Genomic DNA, 19240 nt, shown 5'->3' with positions numbered 1-19240 from the left:
CTGAAGAGACCCCTGCAGAGACTGTTTATCCGTAATCCGGCTGGCGGGCAGAATTGCAGCCATAAAAAAACCCCGGCTTCAAGGCCGGGGTTCGGTTCACAACAGCTTATGTGTTACGGCTTGGTTGCCGGTGCAGTGGCCTGATGGGTGGCGCTATGCGCTCCTGCAGAACCGCGACCGTCGAACTCATACGGTGCACGCACCCAATCACTGTGCGGAGCCGGTTCTGACTGCCAGACTGGCGCAGGCGCTTTGGTCATTGGCGAAGAAGCAAAATGCTTCCAGCGTGTACCGTCGTTCGGTACAGCTGCAGCTGCTGGCACAGATGCGTCGGCAGGCAATGACACTGCAGGTTCGGTCGCCTTCACAGGTTCCGCCGGCGCGATATCACGTGCAGCAACCGGAGCATGAGGTTCACGAACCGGTGCTGTTTCAGCCTCTGCTGCGACTGGTGCATTCAGCACTTCTTCAACCTCGGCTGCGATCTCTTCACTGACATCAGTGGCTGACTGCTCAGTAACGTCCGCAGGCTGTTCAACCTCTGATGATTGTGAAACCTCTGCAGGCTGTACCGTCTCAACAGCAGGTGTCATAACCGGCGCTTCAGTGATGGGTTCAGCAGGCACGGCTTCAGCCGCGACAGCGTCTGCTTTCACTTCATCGGCAGCCGGAACCACAGAAGGCTGTTCGTCAACCGGGGCGTCAATAGCACGGGTATCATCAGTGTTGACGACCGGCACTGGCGTTTCTGCCTGCGGCTCAGCATGCTGCACTGGCGCGTCCTGCACACCCGATTCCACAGCGGCAGCCACGGGCAGTGCATGGGTAGCCACTGCTGTTTCTTCCGCGCTGTACGCGGGTGTCTGGTGTGTCACATTCTGCACCTGCTCTTCGCTGGCCTGGCTCACCGGATAGCGAATCCAGACTTTACCAGAGGCCATCTCGGGAGACGCTGCTGCTGCGGCCAGAGGCATGGCTGACTGCGTCGGGTAACGCTCATCACGGTAACGACGACGACGCTGTCCGCTCACACGCAGATGGCGTGGCGAACGACGTGAGCGACGTGGCATATTGGCGTTATCACGGTTGTCGCTGTCATCCTGTTCGTCACTCTGCTGCGCCTGGAACTCAGGCTGCGGCTGTGCAACTTCAGCTGGCTGAGGCTGACGCACTTCGGCAGGCTGGACAAAGTCGCTGGCTTCGGCTGGCATAGGTTGACGATTATCATCAACACGCACCTTCTGGTTCAGCTGACGCGGCTTACGACGCGGCATAACCTGTACGCGCTCATCATCCTGCACCTCGGTCGCGTCCAGGGCTTCTGCGACCACTGCTGGCTGCTCAGCTACTTTGGCGGCTTCTTCACCGGCGCGTTTCTCTTCCTGACGACGACGCTGACGTTCAGCGCGCTGTTCACGGCGCTGTTGCTGCTGCTCATCACGCTGCTGGCGCGCTTCTTCGCTCAGTGCCGGACGCTCTTCGCGTACTTCACCTGACTGAGACTCACGCTTGTTGCGGCGGTTGTTATTATTGCCCTCGCGCGGCTCACGATTTTCACGTGGCTCGCGGCTTTCGCGCGGTTCACGGCTCTCACGCGGTTCACGACTTTCGCGAGGCTCACGGCCCTCACGCGACTGTGCGTTATCCCCGTTACGCGGCGTACGCTCACGACGATTGTTATTGCGACGGTTGTTATTGTTGCTGCGTCGTTCGCCACGACCGTTGTTGTTTTCCTGCTCACCTTCAGGCGCTTTTTGCGGTTCAGCAACCTCAGCGGTCACAGGTTTAGCAGCAGGCGCTTCTTCGCTGGCAAACATTTTTTTCAGGCCGCCAAGCAGACGCCCGAAGAAACCGGTGCTGGCCGTCGCAGGTGCAGCCACCGCAGGTTTAGCTTTTGCCGCTGGCTGAGCTTCAGCACGCTGCGCTTCCGGCTCAACTTCTACCGGAGCCGGCGGTGCATCAGGCATCACAAACGCGGCCAGAGCAGGCTGCTCAGGACGACGACGCTCTGCATGCTCTTCTTCCGACGGCATCGCCATTTCGGCTTCGTGCAGCTTCGGCAGATGATAGCTCAGGGTCTGGGTCTCTTCGCCTTTACGTACGCGCAGCACGGAGTAGTGCGGGGTCTGCATCTTGTCATCAGGAACGATGATTGCCCGCACGCCGCCCTGGCGTTTTTCAATCGCGTTGACCGCTTCACGTTTTTCGTTCAGCAGGTAGGAGGCAACCTGAACCGGAACAATAGCGTGAACTTCTTTGGTGTTGTCTTTCAGTGCTTCTTCTTCAATCAGACGCAGAATCGACAAAGCAAGTGACTCGTTATCACGGATGGTGCCGGTGCCGCTACAGCGTGGGCAAACGTGATGACTGGATTCACCTAATGATGGGCTCAGGCGCTGACGGGACATCTCCAGCAGGCCGAAACGCGAAATGTGGCTGATCTGAATACGGGCGCGGTCCTGACGAACAGCTTCGCGAAGACGGTTTTCAACTGCGCGCTGATGGCGTACCGGCGTCATATCGATATAGTCGATAACGATCAGGCCGCCCAGGTCACGCAGGCGCAGCTGACGGGCGATCTCGTCAGCGGCTTCAAGGTTAGTGTTGAACGCCGTCTCTTCGATGTCACCGCCGCGCGTTGCGCGTGCTGAGTTGATATCGATCGCGGTCAGCGCTTCAGTGCTGTCGATGACAATCGAGCCACCGGAAGGCAGGCGGACTTCACGCTGGAAAGCGGATTCGATTTGCGACTCAATCTGATAATGGCTGAACAGCGGGATTTCACCGGTGTAGAGCTTAATTTTGCTGCTGAAGTCCGGACGGCCCAGCGCAGCAATATGCTGACGCGCCAGTTCCAGAACCTTTGGATTATCGATAAGAATTTCACCGATGTCCTGACGCAGATAGTCGCGGAAAGCGCGGACAATCACGTTACTCTCCTGATGGATCAGGAACGGAGCAGGACGGTTTTCAGCGGCTTTCTTGATCGCTTCCCAATGCTTAAGACGGAAGCTTAAATCCCACTGCAGCGATTCGGCCGATTTGCCTACGCCGGCGGTGCGGACAATCAGTCCCATGCCTTCCGGCAGGTCAAGCGCCGACAGCGCTTCTTTTAATTCGGTACGGTCGTCACCTTCGATGCGGCGAGAGATACCGCCTGCACGTGGGTTATTCGGCATCAGGACCAGGTAGCTGCCCGCCAGAGAGATAAAGGTGGTCAGCGCAGCGCCTTTGTTGCCGCGTTCTTCTTTATCAATCTGAACAATAACTTCCTGGCCTTCACGCAGTACGTCTTTAATATTCGGACGACCATGCGCGTTATAGCTGGAGGGGAAGTATTCGCGGGAGATTTCTTTTAACGGGAGGAAACCGTGACGCTCTGCGCCGTAATCGACAAACGCAGCTTCAAGGCTGGGTTCAATGCGCGTGATTTTACCTTTGTAGATGTTGGCTTTTTTCTGTTCGTGTCCAGGACTTTCAATATCCAGATCGTACAGACGCTGACCGTCAACCAGGGCAACGCGCAACTCCTCCTGCTGAGTTGCGTTTATTAACATTCTTTTCATCGTGACTTACTCGTTATTCTTTCATGAGTGATTACAGCTGCGGGCATAATTACCCTGGACGAGTATCAACCGATGGCCCCGTGACTTAGTGCAATGTCGTCAACCTCACGGCTGTCGACCGCGCGAGGGGCGCAAATAACGTCGGTGGCCTGTTTTTCATAAGGGAAAACAGCACCAGATAGTGGAAATGCCTGAGAGAATAAAGAAAACCCGTGCATCCCATACTGCTGTCCAGGCCGCAACCCGCAGCCCGCTAAGTGCCTGATTTCGCATTACGTCTTACGCCATTGCTGCGTGTCTGCTCAATCCGGCAAAATGACAATTTCGCTCGGTTTCTGCCCTGAAATGCATCAGTTAGGAAACTCAGGCATTATTCCATTGCTAACCTTCATATAGCAAGGCGACTTTAGCCAGCTTGTGAAGTTTCTTTACATTTAACGCGTTAATGTGTCCGACAATGCAGCGCTTTGCTGAAAAAGCCAGCAGAGAGGCGACTTGTCGTCACACCAACTCCTGAGTTAAGCACAGAAAAAGGGGTGGCGCTATCAGGGGACACTATTTAGAATCGCCGCCATGAAAACAGAGAATCCCGGCGTACATTTTGTCGCCATCACGGCTGAAAATGCCGGACAACGCATTGATAACTTTTTGCGCACCCAGCTTAAGGGTGTGCCAAAGAGCATGATTTATCGCATCGTACGCAAAGGCGAGGTGCGGGTGAATAAAAAGCGCGTTAAGCCAGAGTACAAGCTGGAGGAGGGCGATGAGGTACGCATTCCGCCTGTTCGGGTAGCGGAACGCGATGAAGACGCTGTTTCCCCTAAACTGGCGAAGGTTGCCTCACTGGCTGATGCCATCCTGTTTGAGGATGAGTCGCTGCTGGTAATGAATAAGCCTTCCGGTACCGCCGTGCATGGGGGCAGCGGACTTAGCTTTGGCGTCATTGAAGGGTTACGCGCCCTGCGACCTGAAGCGCGCTTTCTGGAATTAGTTCATCGCCTCGATCGCGATACCTCAGGTATTCTGCTGGTTGCTAAAAAGCGCTCGGCGCTGCGTTCTCTGCATGAGCAACTGCGTGAAAAGGGCATGCAGAAAGATTACCTGGCTCTGGTGCGCGGTAACTGGCCCTCACATCTGAAGGTGGTTCAGGCACCGCTGCTGAAAAACATCCTGCAGAGCGGAGAGCGTGTTGTGCGCGTCAGCAGTGAAGGCAAGGCGTCGGAAACCCGCTTTAAAGTGGAAGAGCGGTTCGACTTTGCCACCCTGGTAAAAGCGAGTCCGGTCACCGGACGCACACATCAGATTCGCGTTCATACACTGCATGCAGGGCATCCCATCGCCTTTGACGATCGTTACGGCGAACGTGACTTTGACAGTCAGCTGGCCTCAACCGGATTAAAACGGCTGTTCCTGCACGCAGCGGCGCTGACCTTTACCCATCCTGGCACGGGCGAAGTAATGCGGGTCGAAGCGCCACTCGATGACGGGCTGAAGCAATGCCTGAATAAACTGCGTCAGATGAAGGCGTAACGGCTCTCCGGTATCAGTCCGTTAAAGGATTGATACCGGCCTGCTGCAACATCTCATTCAGCGCAATCAGCGGCAGCCCAATCAGCGTATTGGGATCGCGGCCCTCCAGTCGATCAAACAGACAAATTCCCAGTCCTTCACTTTTAAAACTGCCGGCACACTGCAGCGGCTGTTCTTTTTCCACGTATCCAGCGATTTCGGCGTCGGTTAAGGTGCGGAAATGCACCACAAAGGGCTCACAGCACTGCAGCAGTCTGCCACTGGCCGGATGAAAAAGGGCCAGACCGGTATAGAAGGTAATGGCTTTACCGCTGGCGGCATGCAGTTGCGCGCATGCATTCTCCGCCGTGTGAGGCTTTCCGGTGATCCTGCCATCCAGCACGCAGACCTGATCCGAGCCGATGATCCAGTGGCTGGGCCAGGTTTTTGCCAGCGCCTGCGCTTTTGCCACGGCCAGGCGTGTTACCAGCGCTTCGGCGGTTTCACCTGGCACGGGGGACTCATCAACCTCCGGCGCGGCGGTCATAAATGGCAAGCCAAGCTTATGCAGTAAAGCCTGCCGGAAGGGCGACGTTGAAGCTAAAAGAATCGATGGTGTCATTTTTTTTCAATAGTGATAGCGAATTGGTGGCAGTCATTTTAAACTGTGCGCCGCACTGGATGCGAATAGTGGTTGAAAGATGCTGTTTAACGGCCTTTTTCTTTGACTCTATGACATTACAAAGTTAATATGCGCGCCCTATGCAAAAGGTAAAATTACCCCTAACGCTGGACCCTGTCCGCACCGCTCAGAAGCGCCTTGATTATCAGGGTGTCTACACATCTGTACAGGTGGAGCGTGTGGCTGAGTCGGTCGTTAGTGTGGACAGTGATGTGGATTGTGCCATGTCGTTTGCGGTTGATAACCAGCGTCTGGCGGTACTGACGGGTACTGCTGAAGTACAGGTGACGTTGCGTTGTCAGCGCTGCAACCAGACCTTTCCCCATCACGTAAAAGTGAGTTACTGCTTCAGCCCTGTCTCTTCTGAAGAGCAGGCCGAAGCATTACCGGAAGCGTACGAGCCGGTCGATGTCAACGAGTTTGGTGAGATCGATTTGCTGGCGGTTGTCGAGGATGAACTGATTCTCGCGCTGCCGGTCGTTCCGGTGCACGATTCTGAACACTGTGAAGTGTCCGAGGCGGACATGGTCTTTGGTAAACTGCCTGCAGAGGCGGAGAAACCAAATCCATTTGCCGTATTAGCCAGTTTAAAGCGTAAGTAATAGGAGTAAGGTCCATGGCCGTACAACAGAATAAACCCACCCGTTCTAAGCGTGGTATGCGTCGTTCGCACGATGCGCTGACCACTGCTGCTCTGTCAGTAGATAAAGTTTCTGGCGAAACTCATCTGCGTCACCACATCACTGCGGATGGTTACTACCGCGGTCGCAAGGTTATCGTTAAGTAAGTTTCTTGCTTAGCAAGGCGATACCTTGACACGTTTGACCCTGGCGATTGATGCCATGGGCGGGGACTTCGGTCCCTGCGTGACAGTGCCTGCAGCATTGCAGGCACTGGCCTCTCATTCGGAACTTTTCCTTCTTCTGGTCGGCAATCCCGACACCCTCATGCCATTGCTTGCCAAAGCGGATTCCTCCCTGACGGGGCGTTTGCAGGTTATCCCTGCCGAATCGGTTATTGCAAGTGATGCGCGGCCTGCTCAGGCCATCCGGAACAGTCGCGGCAGTTCAATGCGTGTCGCGCTGGAGATGGTCAAAGAGGGACGTGCACAGGCCTGTATCAGCGCCGGTAATACCGGTGCACTGATGGGGCTATCAACACTCTTATTAAAACCGCTGGACGGTATCAAACGCCCGGCGCTGATGTCCGTTTTACCGCACCAGCAGCAGGGTAAAACGGTGGTACTGGATTTGGGCGCGAATGTTGACTCAGACAGTGCCATGCTGGTGCAGTTTGCTGTGATGGGGTCGGTAATGGCTGAGCATGTGCTTGGTATTTCACGGCCCCGTGTCGCGTTGCTCAATATTGGTCATGAAGAGACTAAAGGGCTGGAAACTATTCGCGATGCCGCAGTAGTACTGCGAGAATCACCGCAAATCAACTATATTGGTTACCTCGAAGGCAATGACCTGCTTACCGGTAAAACGGATGTGATGGTCTGTGACGGTTTTGTCGGAAACGTCACGCTGAAGACAATGGAAGGCGTGGTAAGAATGTTTCTTTCTCTGCTGAAGTCATCAGGGGAAGGTAAAAAACGGTCATGGTGGCTGACGTTGCTGGGACGCTTAATCCAGAAACGCCTGGCGAAGCGCTTCGGGCAACTCAACCCTGACCAGTACAATGGCGCTTGTCTGTTAGGATTGCGCGGAACAGTGATCAAGAGTCACGGCGCAGCAAATCAACACGCTTTCGCCGTGGCGATAGAACAGGCAGAGCAGGCGGTGAGGCAGCAAATTCCCGAGCGAATTGCTGCGCGCCTTGATGCTGTATTAGCCAGGAGTGACAAAGCCTAGATGTATACCAAAATTATCGGTACGGGCAGTTATCTGCCCAGCCAGGTTCGCACCAATGCCGATCTGGAAAAAATGGTGGAGACGTCGGACGAGTGGATTGTGACCCGTACGGGCATCCGTGAGCGCCGCATTGCTGCGCCTGACGAAACCGTCGCCACAATGGGATTCAGTGCGGCGCAACGCGCCCTTGAAATGGCCGGCGTTGACGCGAACGAGATTGGGCTGATTATTGTCGCCACAACCTCTTCCAGCCACGCCTTCCCAAGCTCCGCCTGCATGATCCAGCAAATGCTGGAGATCAAAGACTGTGCGGCATTTGACCTTGCTGCCGCCTGTGCAGGTTTTACCTATGCGCTGAGCGTGGCCGATCAATACATTAAAAATGGCGCGGTTAAACACGCTCTGGTGATTGGTGCTGATGTTCTGGCGCGCGCGCTGGATCCTGAAGATCGCGGTACCATCATCCTGTTCGGTGATGGTGCCGGTGCGGTCGTGCTGGGTCAGAGCGAAGAGCAGGGGATTATCTCAACTCATCTTCATGCTGATGGTCGCTATGCCCAGTTGCTGACGCTGCCTTATCAGGATCGCGCTCATCAGGATCAGCCTGCTTATGTCACAATGGCAGGCAACGAAGTCTTCAAAGTCGCGGTTACCGAGCTGGCTCACATCGTTGACGAAACGCTTCAGGCCAATAATCTCGATCGCGAAATGCTGGACTGGCTGGTGCCGCATCAGGCTAATCTGCGCATCATCAGTGCCACCGCGAAAAAACTCGGTATGACCATGGATAAAGTGGTCGTTACACTGGATCGTCACGGCAATACCTCTGCCGCATCGGTGCCAAGCGCACTGGATGAAGCGGTTCGTGATGGCCGCATCAAACCCGGACACCTTATTTTGCTGGAAGCCTTTGGTGGTGGATTCACCTGGGGTTCTGCGCTGGTTCGCTTTTGATTGACAGGAACGAAAGATGACGCAAATTGCATTTGTTTTTCCAGGTCAGGGTTCACAGACCGTGGGCATGCTGACTGAATTAGCCGCGACCTATCCGCTGGTTGAAGAGACCTTTCGTGAAGCCTCGGACGCGCTGGGATATGATCTGTGGCAGTTAGTGAGTCAGGGTCCGGCTGAAGAGCTGAATAAAACCTGGCAGACTCAGCCTGCATTGCTTGCCGCCTCGGTGGCTATCTATCGTGTCTGGCAGCAGCAGGGCGGTCAACAGCCAGTCCTGATGGCCGGTCACAGCCTGGGTGAATACTCTGCGCTGGTTTGCGCCGGTGTGCTCAGCTTTGCTGATGCCGTGAAGCTGGTTGAGCTGCGCGGCAAACTGATGCAGGAAGCCGTGCCAGAAGGTACTGGCGCGATGCAGGCGATTATTGGCCTGGATGACGCAGCTATTCGCAAAGCCTGCGAGGAGAGCGCGCAGGGACAGGTGGTTTCACCGGTTAACTTCAATTCGCCGGGCCAGGTGGTCATTGCGGGTAACAAAGAAGCCGTTGAGCGTGCAGGTGCTGCCTGTAAAGCCGCAGGCGCTAAACGTGCCCTGCCACTGCCCGTCAGCGTGCCTTCCCACTGCGCACTGATGAAGCCCGCAGCGGATAAACTGGCGGTCGCGCTGGAAAACATTACGTTTGCTGCGCCTGCGGTGCCAGTGATTAATAACGTCGATGTGAAAGCAGAAACCGATGCTGCGGCAATCCGGCATGCGCTGGTTCGTCAGCTTTACAGCCCGGTTCGCTGGACTGAGAGTGTGGAAGCGATGGCAGAACAGGGCGTTACGCAACTCCTGGAGATGGGTCCAGGTAAAGTCCTGACCGGTCTGACGAAACGTATTGTCGATAGTCTGACAGCGGCTGCCGTTAACGATACAGCATCCCTGACAGCTGCACTCGGTAAGGAATAAGAGGAAAATCATGAGCTTTGAAGGTAAAGTTGCGCTGGTTACCGGCGCGAGTCGCGGCATTGGTCGTGCGATTGCAGAAACCCTGGCGGCACGTGGTGCTAAAGTTGTGGGTACTGCAACCAGCCAGAATGGCGCCGACGCCATCAGTGCTTACCTTGGCGACAAGGGTAAAGGCCTGTTACTGAATGTGACAGATGCTGACTCCATCAGCAGCGTTTTAGAGAATATTCGCGCGGAATTTGGCGAAGTGGATATTTTAGTCAATAATGCAGGCATTACGCGTGATAATCTCCTCATGCGCATGAAGGACGATGAGTGGGAGGATATCTTAGATACTAACCTCACATCGGTATTCCGCCTTTCTAAGGCGGTCCTGCGTGCCATGATGAAAAAGCGCGTGGGCCGTATCATCACCATTGGTTCCGTTGTTGGAACCATGGGTAATGCGGGCCAGGCAAACTACGCGGCAGCTAAAGCGGGTTTGATTGGTTTTAGCAAATCACTGGCGCGCGAAATCGCGTCACGTGGCATTACCGTCAACGTCGTGGCTCCAGGCTTTATTGAGACTGACATGACGCGGGCACTGAACGAAGATCAACGTTCCGGTATTTTGGCGGAAGTCCCTGCGGGTCGCTTAGGCGATGCACAGGAAATCGCCAATGCTGTCGCATTTTTAGCCTCTGACGAAGCAGCCTACATCACAGGTGAAACGCTGCACGTCAATGGCGGAATGTACATGGTCTGATAAATCACGAAATCATTTGCTTTATTTGCGGTTAAAACCGCAAAATAACGCAAAATCGTGGTTCGACCAGCCGGGATTTTGTTGCATCTTTTTCACCATTTTATACACTACGAAAACCATCGCGAAAGCGAGTTTTGATAGGAAATTAAATAGTATGAGCGATATCGAACAACGCGTTAAGAAAATCATCAGTGAGCAGCTGGGTGTGAAAGAGGAAGAAGTCACCAACTCTGCATCTTTCGTAGAAGACCTGGGTGCCGATTCTCTTGATACCGTTGAGCTGGTGATGGCTCTGGAAGAAGAGTTTGATACTGAGATTCCAGACGAAGAAGCTGAGAAAATCACTACCGTTCAGGCAGCGATCGACTATATCAATAGCCATAAAGGCTAATGAATATCTTCAGGCGGTCGCTCGACCGCCTGATTTTTTTGTTTGTCCCACATAGTTCCCTATTTCCCCTCCCTGGAGGACGAACGTGTCTAAGCGTCGTGTAGTTGTGACTGGTCTTGGCATGTTGTCTCCTGTCGGCAATACCGTAGAGTCTACCTGGAGTGCTCTCCTTGCCGGTCAGAGCGGCATTACCCTGATCGACCATTTTGATACCAGTGCTTATGCAACGCGTTTTGCAGGTCTGGTAAGAGGTTTTAATTGTGATGACTACATCTCGCGCAAAGATCAGCGCAAGATGGATGCCTTCATCCAGTACGGCATTGTAGCCGGTATGCAGGCCATGCAGGACAGTGGTCTGGTTGTCACCGACGAAAATGCAGGCCGTGTTGGCGCGGCAATTGGCTCCGGCATCGGTGGTTTAGGTCTGATTGAAGAGAATCATACTTCACTGGTCAACGGCGGTCCGCGCAAAATCAGCCCATTCTTTGTGCCTTCAACCATCGTTAACATGGTGGCGGGGCATCTCAGCATCATGTATGGCCTGAAAGGTCCAAGCATCTCTATCGCGACAGCCTGTACCTCTGGTGTGCACAACATCGGTCATGCTGCACGTATCATCGCTTATAACGATGCTGACGTGATGCTGGCGGGTGGCGCAGAGAAAGCCAGTACGCCATTAGGCGTGGGTGGTTTTGGTGCAGCACGTGCCCTCTCAACCCGAAACGAAAACCCGCAAGCGGCCAGCCGCCCGTGGGATAAAGATCGCGACGGTTTTGTGCTGGGTGACGGTGCCGGCATTGTGGTACTCGAAGAGTACGAGCATGCGAAGAAGCGTGGCGCAAAAATCTACGCTGAAATTGTAGGTTTTGGTATGAGCAGCGATGCCTACCACATGACTTCACCACCAGAAGATGGTTCAGGTGCCGCGGCGGCCATGATCAATGCGCTGCGCGATGCCCAAATGACGCCAGAGCAGATTGGCTATGTCAACGCGCACGGTACCTCCACGCCAGCGGGTGATAAAGCGGAAGCGCAGGCGGTGAAATCGGTCTTCGGGGCAGCGGCCAGCAGTGTGATGGTCAGCTCAACCAAATCAATGACCGGGCACTTGCTGGGTGCCGCAGGCGCTGTTGAAGCGATTTACTCGATTCTGGCACTGCGCGACCAGGCTGTTCCTCCGACTATCAATCTCGACAATCCGGATGAGGGCTGCGATCTTGACTTCGTACCTCACACCGCGCGTCAGGTTTCTGGTCTGGAATACACGCTGTGTAACTCTTTCGGATTCGGCGGAACCAACGGTTCATTGATTTTCCGTAAAGTGTAATCGTTGCTGATTGCTAAAAAGGCCCGCGATGCGGGCCTTTTTTTATCCTGCAAAATGCGGTGAAATCAGAGGTCACGCTCAGGAGAGAACGATGTGGATTAACGGGTTCAGACAATCGACAGTGGCCGCCAGCGACCGCGCACTGCAGTTCGGCGATGGCTGTTTTACTACCGCCGCCGTGCGTCAGGGTAAAATTGTGATGCTGGAAAGCCATATTCAGCGCCTTAAAGAGGGCTGTGAGCGGTTATGGATCGCTGGCGTCGACTGGCATCAGCTTGAGACCGAGATGAAGCAGGCCGCTTATGAACAAACCCAGGCGGTGCTGAAAGTGATTATCAGCGCGGGCAGCGGCGGGCGGGGTTACAGCCGTCGCGGCTGTGGTGAACCTGTGCGAATCGTCTCTCTGACCGCCTGGCCACAACACTACACCGATATACAGCAGCGTGGTGCCCGACTCCGGCTTAGTCCGATTCGTCTGGCGCGAAACCCGCAATTTGCCGGTATCAAGCACCTGAACCGCGTGGAGCAGGTGATGATCCGGGCTCATCTTGACCAGACAGACGCCGACGAGGCGCTGGTGCTTGACACTGAAGGTTGGGTGGTGGAATGCTGTGCGGCCAATTTATTCTGGCGTCAGGGCACGCAGATTTTCACGCCCGATCTCTCGGCATCGGGTGTCGATGGCATTATGCGGCGGAGTCTTATGGCGCAACTTGCTGCAGCAGGTCAGGCTTGCCAGATAGTGAAAAGCGAACCGGCGCAACTGCTGGCCGCCGATGAAGTGGTGATATGTAACGCGCTGATGCCGGTTCTGCCGGTCCGACAGATAGAAGCGGTGCAGTTTACTGAGCGCTCGCTGTTTAAGCAGCTGCTGGCAAGCTGTGAACAAATAATGGATGCATCATGATTCGAAGTAAAAAGATTCTCGTCAGCCTGCTGGCAATCGTCGTTCTCGCAGCGGTGCTGAGTTACTGGCAGGTTAAGCAGATTGCTGCCACCCCATTGACGCTGAAACAGGAAACGATTTATACGCTGCCTGCCGGCACGGGGCGGGTTGCGCTTGAAGCGCAGCTGGAAGAGCAGAAAATTATTCCCCACAGTATCTGGTTTGGTGCGCTGCTGCGTCTGGAGCCGGAACTGGCGACCTTTAAGGCGGGCACTTATCGCCTTGAGCCAACCATGACCGTACGCTCGCTGTTACAGCTGCTGGCCAGCGGCAAAGAGGCGCAATTCCCGGTGCGGTTCGTCGAAGGTCAGCGGCTCAAAGAGTGGCTGAGTGAACTGCGTAAAGCGCCCTACATCCGGCACACCCTGAAAGACGATCAGTTCGCCACCCTGGCCAGCGCACTCAAGGTGGAGCCTGAACAACTGGAAGGCAACTTCTTCCCGGATACCTATCTCTACACGGCGAACACCACCGATATGGCGCTGTTGCAGCGGGCGCATGATCGGATGAAAAAGACCATTGATGCGGTGTGGCAGGGACGGGCGGACAATCTGCCCTATAAAACGCCACAGGATATGGTGACGATGGCCTCCATCATTGAGAAAGAGACCGGTGTCAGCGAAGAGCGCGCACGTGTCGCCTCGGTGTTTATTAATCGCCTGCGCACGGGAATGCGGTTGCAGACCGATCCCACCGTCATCTATGGCATGGGTGACAGTTATAACGGCACGCTGACCCGCAAAGATCTTGAAACCGCCAGCGCGTACAATACTTACACGATTAACGGGCTGCCGCCTGGCCCGATTGCCATGCCGGGCAAAGCGTCCCTTCAGGCAGCAGCGCATCCTGAAAAAACGAACTACCTCTACTTCGTTGCAGACGGGAAGGGTGGACATACGTTCACCACCAACCTTGCCAGCCATAACAAAGCGGTGCAGATTTACCGGCAGACACTGAAGGAAAAAAATGAACAGTAAGTTTATCGTCATTGAAGGCCTGGAAGGCGCCGGAAAGACCACTGCGCGTGATGCTATTGTTGCCACGCTGCGCGCCCGGGGCATCAACGATCTGGTCTTTACCCGTGAACCGGGCGGCACGCCGCTGGCAGAACAGCTGCGGACACTGGTCAAGCAGGGGATTGAGGGTGAGCAGGTTACGGATAAAGCAGAGCTGCTGATGCTCTATGCAGCGCGCGTTCAGCTGGTGGAGACCGTCATCAAACCTGCGCTGGCTCGCGGTGCCTGGGTGATTGGCGATCGACACGATCTCTCTTCTCAGGCTTACCAGGGCGGCGGTCGGGGACTCGACAGTGAACTGATGCAGACGCTGCGTGATGCTGTCTTAGGCGATTTCCGTCCCGACCTGACGCTCTATCTGGATGTGACACCTGATATTGGTCTCCAGCGTGCCCGTGCACGTGGCGAGCTGGATCGTATTGAGCAGGAGTCATTGCGCTTCTTTGAGCGCACCCGCGCGCGCTATCTGACGCTGGCAGCAGACGATCCCACCATTCTTACCATTGATGCCACTCAGTCGCTGGAAGAAGTGACCGCGTCACTTAAAGCGACGCTGGATAGCTGGCTGGCGGAGCAGGCATGATGAACTGGTATCCGTGGCTGAATCAGCCTTACCGTCAGGTGATCAGTCAGCACCAGGAAAATCGCGCGCACCATGCGCTGATGATCCAGGCGATGGCGGGCATGGGCGATGAGGCACTGGTCTGGGGAATGAGCCGCTGGCTGATGTGCCAGCAGCGGGATGGCCTGAAAAGTTGCGGAGAGTGCCACGGTTGTCAGCTGATGCAGGCCAACACCCATCCTGACTGGTATCGGCTTGAGGCAGAGAAGGGCAAAAGTACCCTGGGCATTGATGCGGTGCGTCAGGTGACGGAAAAGATGTATCACTTTGGTCAGCAGGGCGGCGCGAAAGTGGTCTGGCTGCCAGATGCTGCGCAGCTTTCGGAAGCCGCAGCTAACGCACTGCTGAAAACCCTTGAAGAGCCGCCTGCCAACAGCTGGTTCTTCCTCAGCAGCCGTGACCCCTCACGCCTTTTGGCCACGCTGCGCAGCCGCTGCATGACGCTTCATCTGACACCGCCGGACGAAGGACAAAGTCTGCTTTGGCTGAAGAAGCAATCCTCCCACGATGAACAGATGCTGCTGGCGGCGTTGCGCCTGGGCGCGGGCGCACCCGGTGCGGCACTGAGCCTGCTGGAGACCGGACCGTGGCAAGCCCGTCAGAAGCTCTGTGATGCGCTGCCCGCTGCGTTACAGCAGGACATCCTGCAACTGCTGCCTGCACTGAACGCGGACGACGCGGCCGCACGCATCGGCTGGCTGCTCTCGTTATTGCTGGATGCCATGAAATGGCAGCAAAATGCGGGACAATGGCTGAGTAATATTGATCGCCAGGATGTGGTGCAGCTCCTGGCCGGTTACTTTTCCGCCAGTGCGCTCAACAGCAGCACCCAGGCATGGATGCGCTGTCGTGAGCAGTTACTGCATGTGGCGTCAGTCAATCGCGAATTATTGCTGACCGATCAGCTCCTGAGCTGGGCGGACCTACAGAAGCCCACGCTGGTCGGCTAAACCTACCTGAGAGTAATTATGTTTATTGTTGATTCCCATTGCCATCTTGATGGCCTGGATTATGAAAAGCACCACCGTGACCTTGATGATGTGATCGCTAAAGCAGCAGCGCGTGATGTGAAATTTATGCTGGCTATTGCCACCACGCTGCCGGGTTTTCACACCCTGAAAAGTCTGGTTGGCGATCGAAAAAACATTGCGCTCTCCTGCGGCGTGCATCCGCTGAATCAGGAAGAGGCCTATGACGTTGAGGAGTTTCGCCGGCTCTCTGCCGATCCTCAGGTCGTGGCTCTGGGTGAAACCGGGCTGGATTATCACTATCAGCCAGAGACCAAAGATCAGCAGCAGCGCTCATTCCGGGAACATATCCGTACCGGCATCGCGCTGAATAAACCGATTATTGTTCATACCCGGGATGCACGCGAAGATACGCTGGCGATTTTGCGTGAAGAGCAGGTCGAGCGTTGTGGCGGCGTGCTGCATTGCTTCACCGAGGATCAGCCCACCGCCGCAAAGCTGCTGGATATGGGCTTTTACATCTCATTTTCCGGTATTGTCACCTTCCGCAATGCTGAACAGTTACGCGAAGCTGCGCGTTATGTGCCGCTGGACAGGATGCTGGTGGAAACGGATTCACCTTATCTGGCACCCGTGCCGTATCGCGGTAAAGAGAATCAGCCCGCTTATACGCGCGATGTTGCCGAATATCTGGCCGTATTAAAAGGCGTGGATATGGAAACGCTGGCCGCTGCCACCACTCAAAACTTTTCAACGCTGTTTCATATCCCCATGAGTAAGCTGGGCGGATAACCGTCTTTTATTTCACTCTCTGTAATTAATCTGCAACCTGCTTATATGACCCTGTCTATTCAGCCAGGGTCAGCTTTTTATCGTCGATTACTCGTGCGGATCAGTCAGAAATTTCGTAAAGTGCGCGGCTCTGTTTGTTGAAACGTGATAGCCGTCAAAGTAACAATTCGGGATTTATTTTACCCTTCGTAATAAATCAAAAGGCGGTCACCGCCAGCCCGGCAAAGAATCCTCCCTCTTTGCCACGCGCTCTGCGCAAATATGCACTCATACTCAGGAGCTTCACGCTATGTTCAAAAATGCTTTTGCCAACCTTCAAAAGGTCGGTAAATCGCTGATGCTGCCGGTATCGGTTCTGCCGATTGCCGGTATTTTGTTAGGGGTCGGTTCAGCCAATTTCAGCTGGTTACCAGCAGTGGTTTCCCATGTAATGGCAGAAGCGGGTGGATCGGTGTTCGCCAACATGCCACTGATTTTTGCTATCGGCGTGGCGCTGGGCTTTACTAACAACGACGGCGTTTCGGCACTGGCCGCCGTTGTCGCGTATGGCATCATGGTGAAAACCATGGCGGTCGTTGCACCGCTGGTGCTGCATCTGCCAGCGGCAGAGATCGAGGCGAAACACCTCGCCGATACCGGGGTGCTGGGCGGTATCATCGCCGGTTCCATCGCCGCTTACATGTTCAACCGCTTCTACCGCATCAAGCTGCCAGAATATCTGGGCTTCTTTGCCGGTAAACGCTTTGTGCCGATTATCTCTGGCCTGGCGGCGATTGTGCTGGGTGTGCTGCTCTCCTTTATCTGGCCACCCGTCGGTGCTGCGATTCAGGAGTTCTCACAGTGGGCGGCCTATCAGAACCCGGTTGTTGCCTTTGGTATCTACGGCGTTGTTGAGCGCGCGCTGGTGCCATTTGGTCTGCATCACATCTGGAACGTACCTTTCCAGATGCAGATTGGTGAATATACCAATGCGGCAGGTCAGGTATTCCACGGCGACATCCCACGTTACATGGCAGGTGACCCGACCGCAGGTAAACTCTCAGGTGGCTTCCTGTTCAAAATGTACGGTCTGCCAGCGGCCGCGATTGCTATCTGGCATTCAGCGAAACCTGAAAACCGTGCCAAAGTTGGCGGCATCATGATCTCTGCTGCGCTGACCTCATTCCTGACCGGTATCACCGAACCGATTGAATTCTCATTCATGTTCGTGGCGCCGATTCTGTATGTGATCCATGCGCTGCTGGCAGGTCTGGCCTTCCCAATCTGTATCCTGCTCGGAATGCGTGATGGCACCAGCTTCTCACACGGTCTGATCGACTTCATCGTGCTGAGCGGCAACAGCAGCAAAATCTGGTTGTTCCCGATTATCGGCATCATCTACGGCCTGGTTTACTACACCGTATTCCGCGTTCTGATTGCGAAACTGGATCTGAAAACGCCTGGCCGTGAAGAGAGCAGCAGCAGCGAGCAGTCTACCGCGACCGGAACGGAGATGGCGGGCAAACTGGTAGCTGCGTTTGGTGGTAAAGAGAACATCACCAACCTGGATGCCTGTATCACCCGTTTACGTGTCAGCGTTGCTGATGTAGCGAAAGTGGATCAGTCTGAACTGAAAAACCTCGGCGCTCGTGGCGTGGTGGTTGCGGGTTCCGGTGTACAGGCAATTTTCGGAACCAAATCCGATAACCTGAAAACCGATATGGATGATTACATCCGCAGCATGTAATCATTAAGAGATGAAAAAGCCCCGCTAAGCGGGGCTTTTTTTTGGCCAGGACTCAGAGGTAAACACGCAGATACTCAGTCAGACAGAGCAGGGCCATCGCCTGACCGTACGGCATGGAGGTCAGAGGAACCGTGCGGTAATAGTCCAGGTCACTGCCCATTGCAGTACCAAAAGAGACCTGCATCAGCTCACCATCTTCATCAATATTGGCAATTACGCCGCGCAGCGCTTTTTCTGCCACCTCACGATACGCAGCGGGCAGATAACGCTTGCGCACCGCTTTCAGGATGCCATAGGCAAACCCGGCGGTGGCAGACGCTTCCGGATAGCTGTGCGGATCATCGAGCAGGGTGTGCCACAATCCGCTGCTGTGCTGACAGGCCTTCAACGCGTTGACCTGGCTCTCCAGCACCTGCTGCAGAAAGCGACGGGTCGCGTGATGTTCAGGCCAGTTCATCATCTCCAGGAAGTCGGGAATGACAATCGTCACCCAGCTGTTGCCGCGCGCCCAGCGCGCATTGGCGAAGTTATGGCGGCCATCAAAGTTCCAGCCGTGAAACCATAAGCCGGTTTCGCGATCCATCAGATACTGGGTATGCAGCAGAAACTGATAGCTCGCTTCTTCAACCCACTCATCGCGCTTCAGCAACTGACCAATTTTAGCCAGCGCCATTACGCTCATCATCAGCGTATCGTCCCAGAGCTGCTGGGTGTTCTCATTGTTGTAGACAATATGCTGCAGGCCGCCCTGTTCAGTACGCGGCATTTCATACATGACCCATTCTGCCCAGCGCTCCAGCACCGGCACCCAGGCCGGGTTTCTGGTCTCTTCGTAACGATAAGCCAGCGTCAGAAAGGGGCACACGGTATTCACGTTTTTGGTCGGCGTGCCTTCCGCCAGACGCTGCGTAAACCACCTGTCAATGATGGCCAGCGTCTGCGCGTCACCGGTCTGCTGATAGTAGTGCAGCATGCCGTACAGGCCGATGCCGTGTGTCCATTCCCAGCCCGCCCAGCCTTTAGTATCAATCACCCGGCCATCGTCCAGCCGTAATAAAAATTCGCCTGTTTCATCCGTGATATTGACCAGATTCTGAGTCAGTTTCTGAATCAGCTGAACCAGTTCGCTGCGTGGCAGCAGATACTCAGGCTGGCACAATAACTTGCTGTGTTTAACGGGAAATACAGTCATGG

At 55.0% G+C, this 19240-nt stretch carries 18 protein-coding genes; 15 read left to right on the top strand and 3 right to left on the bottom strand.

The genetic code is table 11. From position 1 onward, the window contains the following. Positions 1–113 precede the first annotated feature (113 nt). A complete protein-coding gene (gene rne / locus IAI47_RS12110) occupies positions 114–3566 on the bottom strand; it encodes a ribonuclease E (RefSeq protein ID WP_008925929.1) in 3453 nt (1150 codons plus the stop codon). Between the two features lie 573 nt (positions 3567–4139). Between rne and rluC the strand changes: the two genes are divergently transcribed. Further along, positions 4140–5096 carry a 23S rRNA pseudouridine(955/2504/2580) synthase RluC gene (rluC, locus tag IAI47_RS12105; protein WP_003849873.1) on the top strand — a complete coding sequence of 319 codons (957 nt, stop codon included), beginning with the start codon at positions 4140–4142 and terminating at the stop codon, positions 5094–5096. A 13-nt stretch (positions 5097–5109) separates the two neighbouring features. On the opposite strand, the gene IAI47_RS12100 is transcribed toward rluC, so the two are convergent. Beyond that, positions 5110–5697 carry a nucleoside triphosphate pyrophosphatase gene (locus IAI47_RS12100; RefSeq protein WP_008925930.1) on the bottom strand — a complete coding sequence of 196 codons (588 nt, stop codon included), beginning with the start codon at positions 5695–5697 and terminating at the stop codon, positions 5110–5112. A 140-nt stretch (positions 5698–5837) separates the two neighbouring features. On the opposite strand from IAI47_RS12100, the gene yceD reads away from it, so the two are divergent. The 14 genes from yceD to ptsG all read left to right on the top strand — a co-directional run bounded on the left by yceD (position 5838) and on the right by ptsG (position 18046). Further along, complete coding sequence (gene yceD / locus IAI47_RS12095; RefSeq protein WP_008925931.1) at positions 5838–6359, top strand: 23S rRNA accumulation protein YceD; 522 nt, start codon at positions 5838–5840, stop codon at positions 6357–6359. Between the two features lie 14 nt (positions 6360–6373). Continuing rightward, on the top strand, positions 6374–6544 hold the full coding sequence (gene rpmF, locus IAI47_RS12090) for a 50S ribosomal protein L32 (protein WP_003849870.1): 171 nt from the start codon (positions 6374–6376) through the stop codon (positions 6542–6544). A gap of 25 nt (positions 6545–6569) precedes the next feature. Continuing rightward, a complete protein-coding gene (plsX, locus tag IAI47_RS12085) occupies positions 6570–7610 on the top strand; it encodes a phosphate acyltransferase PlsX (RefSeq protein ID WP_003849869.1) in 1041 nt (346 codons plus the stop codon). Further along, the gene (locus IAI47_RS12080) at positions 7611–8564 is read left to right on the top strand and encodes a beta-ketoacyl-ACP synthase III (protein WP_003849868.1); all 954 of its coding nucleotides are present in this window, start codon (positions 7611–7613) and stop codon (positions 8562–8564) included. It begins immediately after the preceding gene. Positions 8565–8580: 16 nt separating this feature from the next. Beyond that, on the top strand, positions 8581–9513 hold the full coding sequence (gene fabD, locus IAI47_RS12075) for an ACP S-malonyltransferase (protein WP_003849867.1): 933 nt from the start codon (positions 8581–8583) through the stop codon (positions 9511–9513). A 10-nt stretch (positions 9514–9523) separates the two neighbouring features. Beyond that, positions 9524–10258, top strand: coding sequence for a 3-oxoacyl-ACP reductase FabG (gene fabG, locus IAI47_RS12070; RefSeq protein WP_003849866.1), 735 nt, complete (start codon positions 9524–9526; stop codon positions 10256–10258). A gap of 154 nt (positions 10259–10412) precedes the next feature. Next, positions 10413–10649, top strand: a complete 237-nt coding sequence (acpP, locus tag IAI47_RS12065; RefSeq protein WP_003849865.1) for an acyl carrier protein — start codon at positions 10413–10415, stop codon at positions 10647–10649. Between the two features lie 85 nt (positions 10650–10734). After that, the gene (gene fabF / locus IAI47_RS12060; protein ID WP_008925932.1) at positions 10735–11976 is read left to right on the top strand and encodes a beta-ketoacyl-ACP synthase II; all 1242 of its coding nucleotides are present in this window, start codon (positions 10735–10737) and stop codon (positions 11974–11976) included. 91 nt (positions 11977–12067) lie between these two features. Beyond that, a complete protein-coding gene (gene pabC / locus IAI47_RS12055) occupies positions 12068–12883 on the top strand; it encodes an aminodeoxychorismate lyase (protein ID WP_008925933.1) in 816 nt (271 codons plus the stop codon). Next, on the top strand, positions 12880–13899 hold the full coding sequence (yceG, locus tag IAI47_RS12050; RefSeq protein WP_008925934.1) for a cell division protein YceG: 1020 nt from the start codon (positions 12880–12882) through the stop codon (positions 13897–13899). The genes pabC and yceG overlap by 4 nt, the downstream gene beginning before the upstream one ends. Then, complete coding sequence (tmk, locus tag IAI47_RS12045) at positions 13889–14521, top strand: dTMP kinase (RefSeq protein ID WP_003849860.1); 633 nt, start codon at positions 13889–13891, stop codon at positions 14519–14521. The genes yceG and tmk overlap by 11 nt, the downstream gene beginning before the upstream one ends. Next, the gene (gene holB / locus IAI47_RS12040) at positions 14521–15510 is read left to right on the top strand and encodes a DNA polymerase III subunit delta' (protein ID WP_033743184.1); all 990 of its coding nucleotides are present in this window, start codon (positions 14521–14523) and stop codon (positions 15508–15510) included. Before tmk ends, holB begins: the two co-directional genes overlap by 1 nt. An 18-nt stretch (positions 15511–15528) precedes the next feature. Next, the gene (locus IAI47_RS12035) at positions 15529–16320 is read left to right on the top strand and encodes a metal-dependent hydrolase (RefSeq protein WP_003849858.1); all 792 of its coding nucleotides are present in this window, start codon (positions 15529–15531) and stop codon (positions 16318–16320) included. 289 nt (positions 16321–16609) lie between these two features. Beyond that, the gene (gene ptsG, locus IAI47_RS12030) at positions 16610–18046 is read left to right on the top strand and encodes a PTS glucose transporter subunit IIBC (RefSeq protein ID WP_003849857.1); all 1437 of its coding nucleotides are present in this window, start codon (positions 16610–16612) and stop codon (positions 18044–18046) included. 52 nt (positions 18047–18098) lie between these two features. Here the strand turns inward: ptsG and IAI47_RS12025 are convergent, their stop codons facing one another. After that, on the bottom strand, positions 18099–19238 hold the full coding sequence (locus IAI47_RS12025) for a glycoside hydrolase family 105 protein (protein ID WP_008925936.1): 1140 nt from the start codon (positions 19236–19238) through the stop codon (positions 18099–18101). Positions 19239–19240 lie beyond the last annotated feature (2 nt).

Origin of the sequence: Pantoea sp. MT58, assembly GCF_014495885.1 — a bacterium.
Classification (GTDB): domain Bacteria; phylum Pseudomonadota; class Gammaproteobacteria; order Enterobacterales; family Enterobacteriaceae; genus Pantoea; species Pantoea eucalypti.
This window is presented reverse-complemented; position numbering and strand designations above follow the sequence as displayed.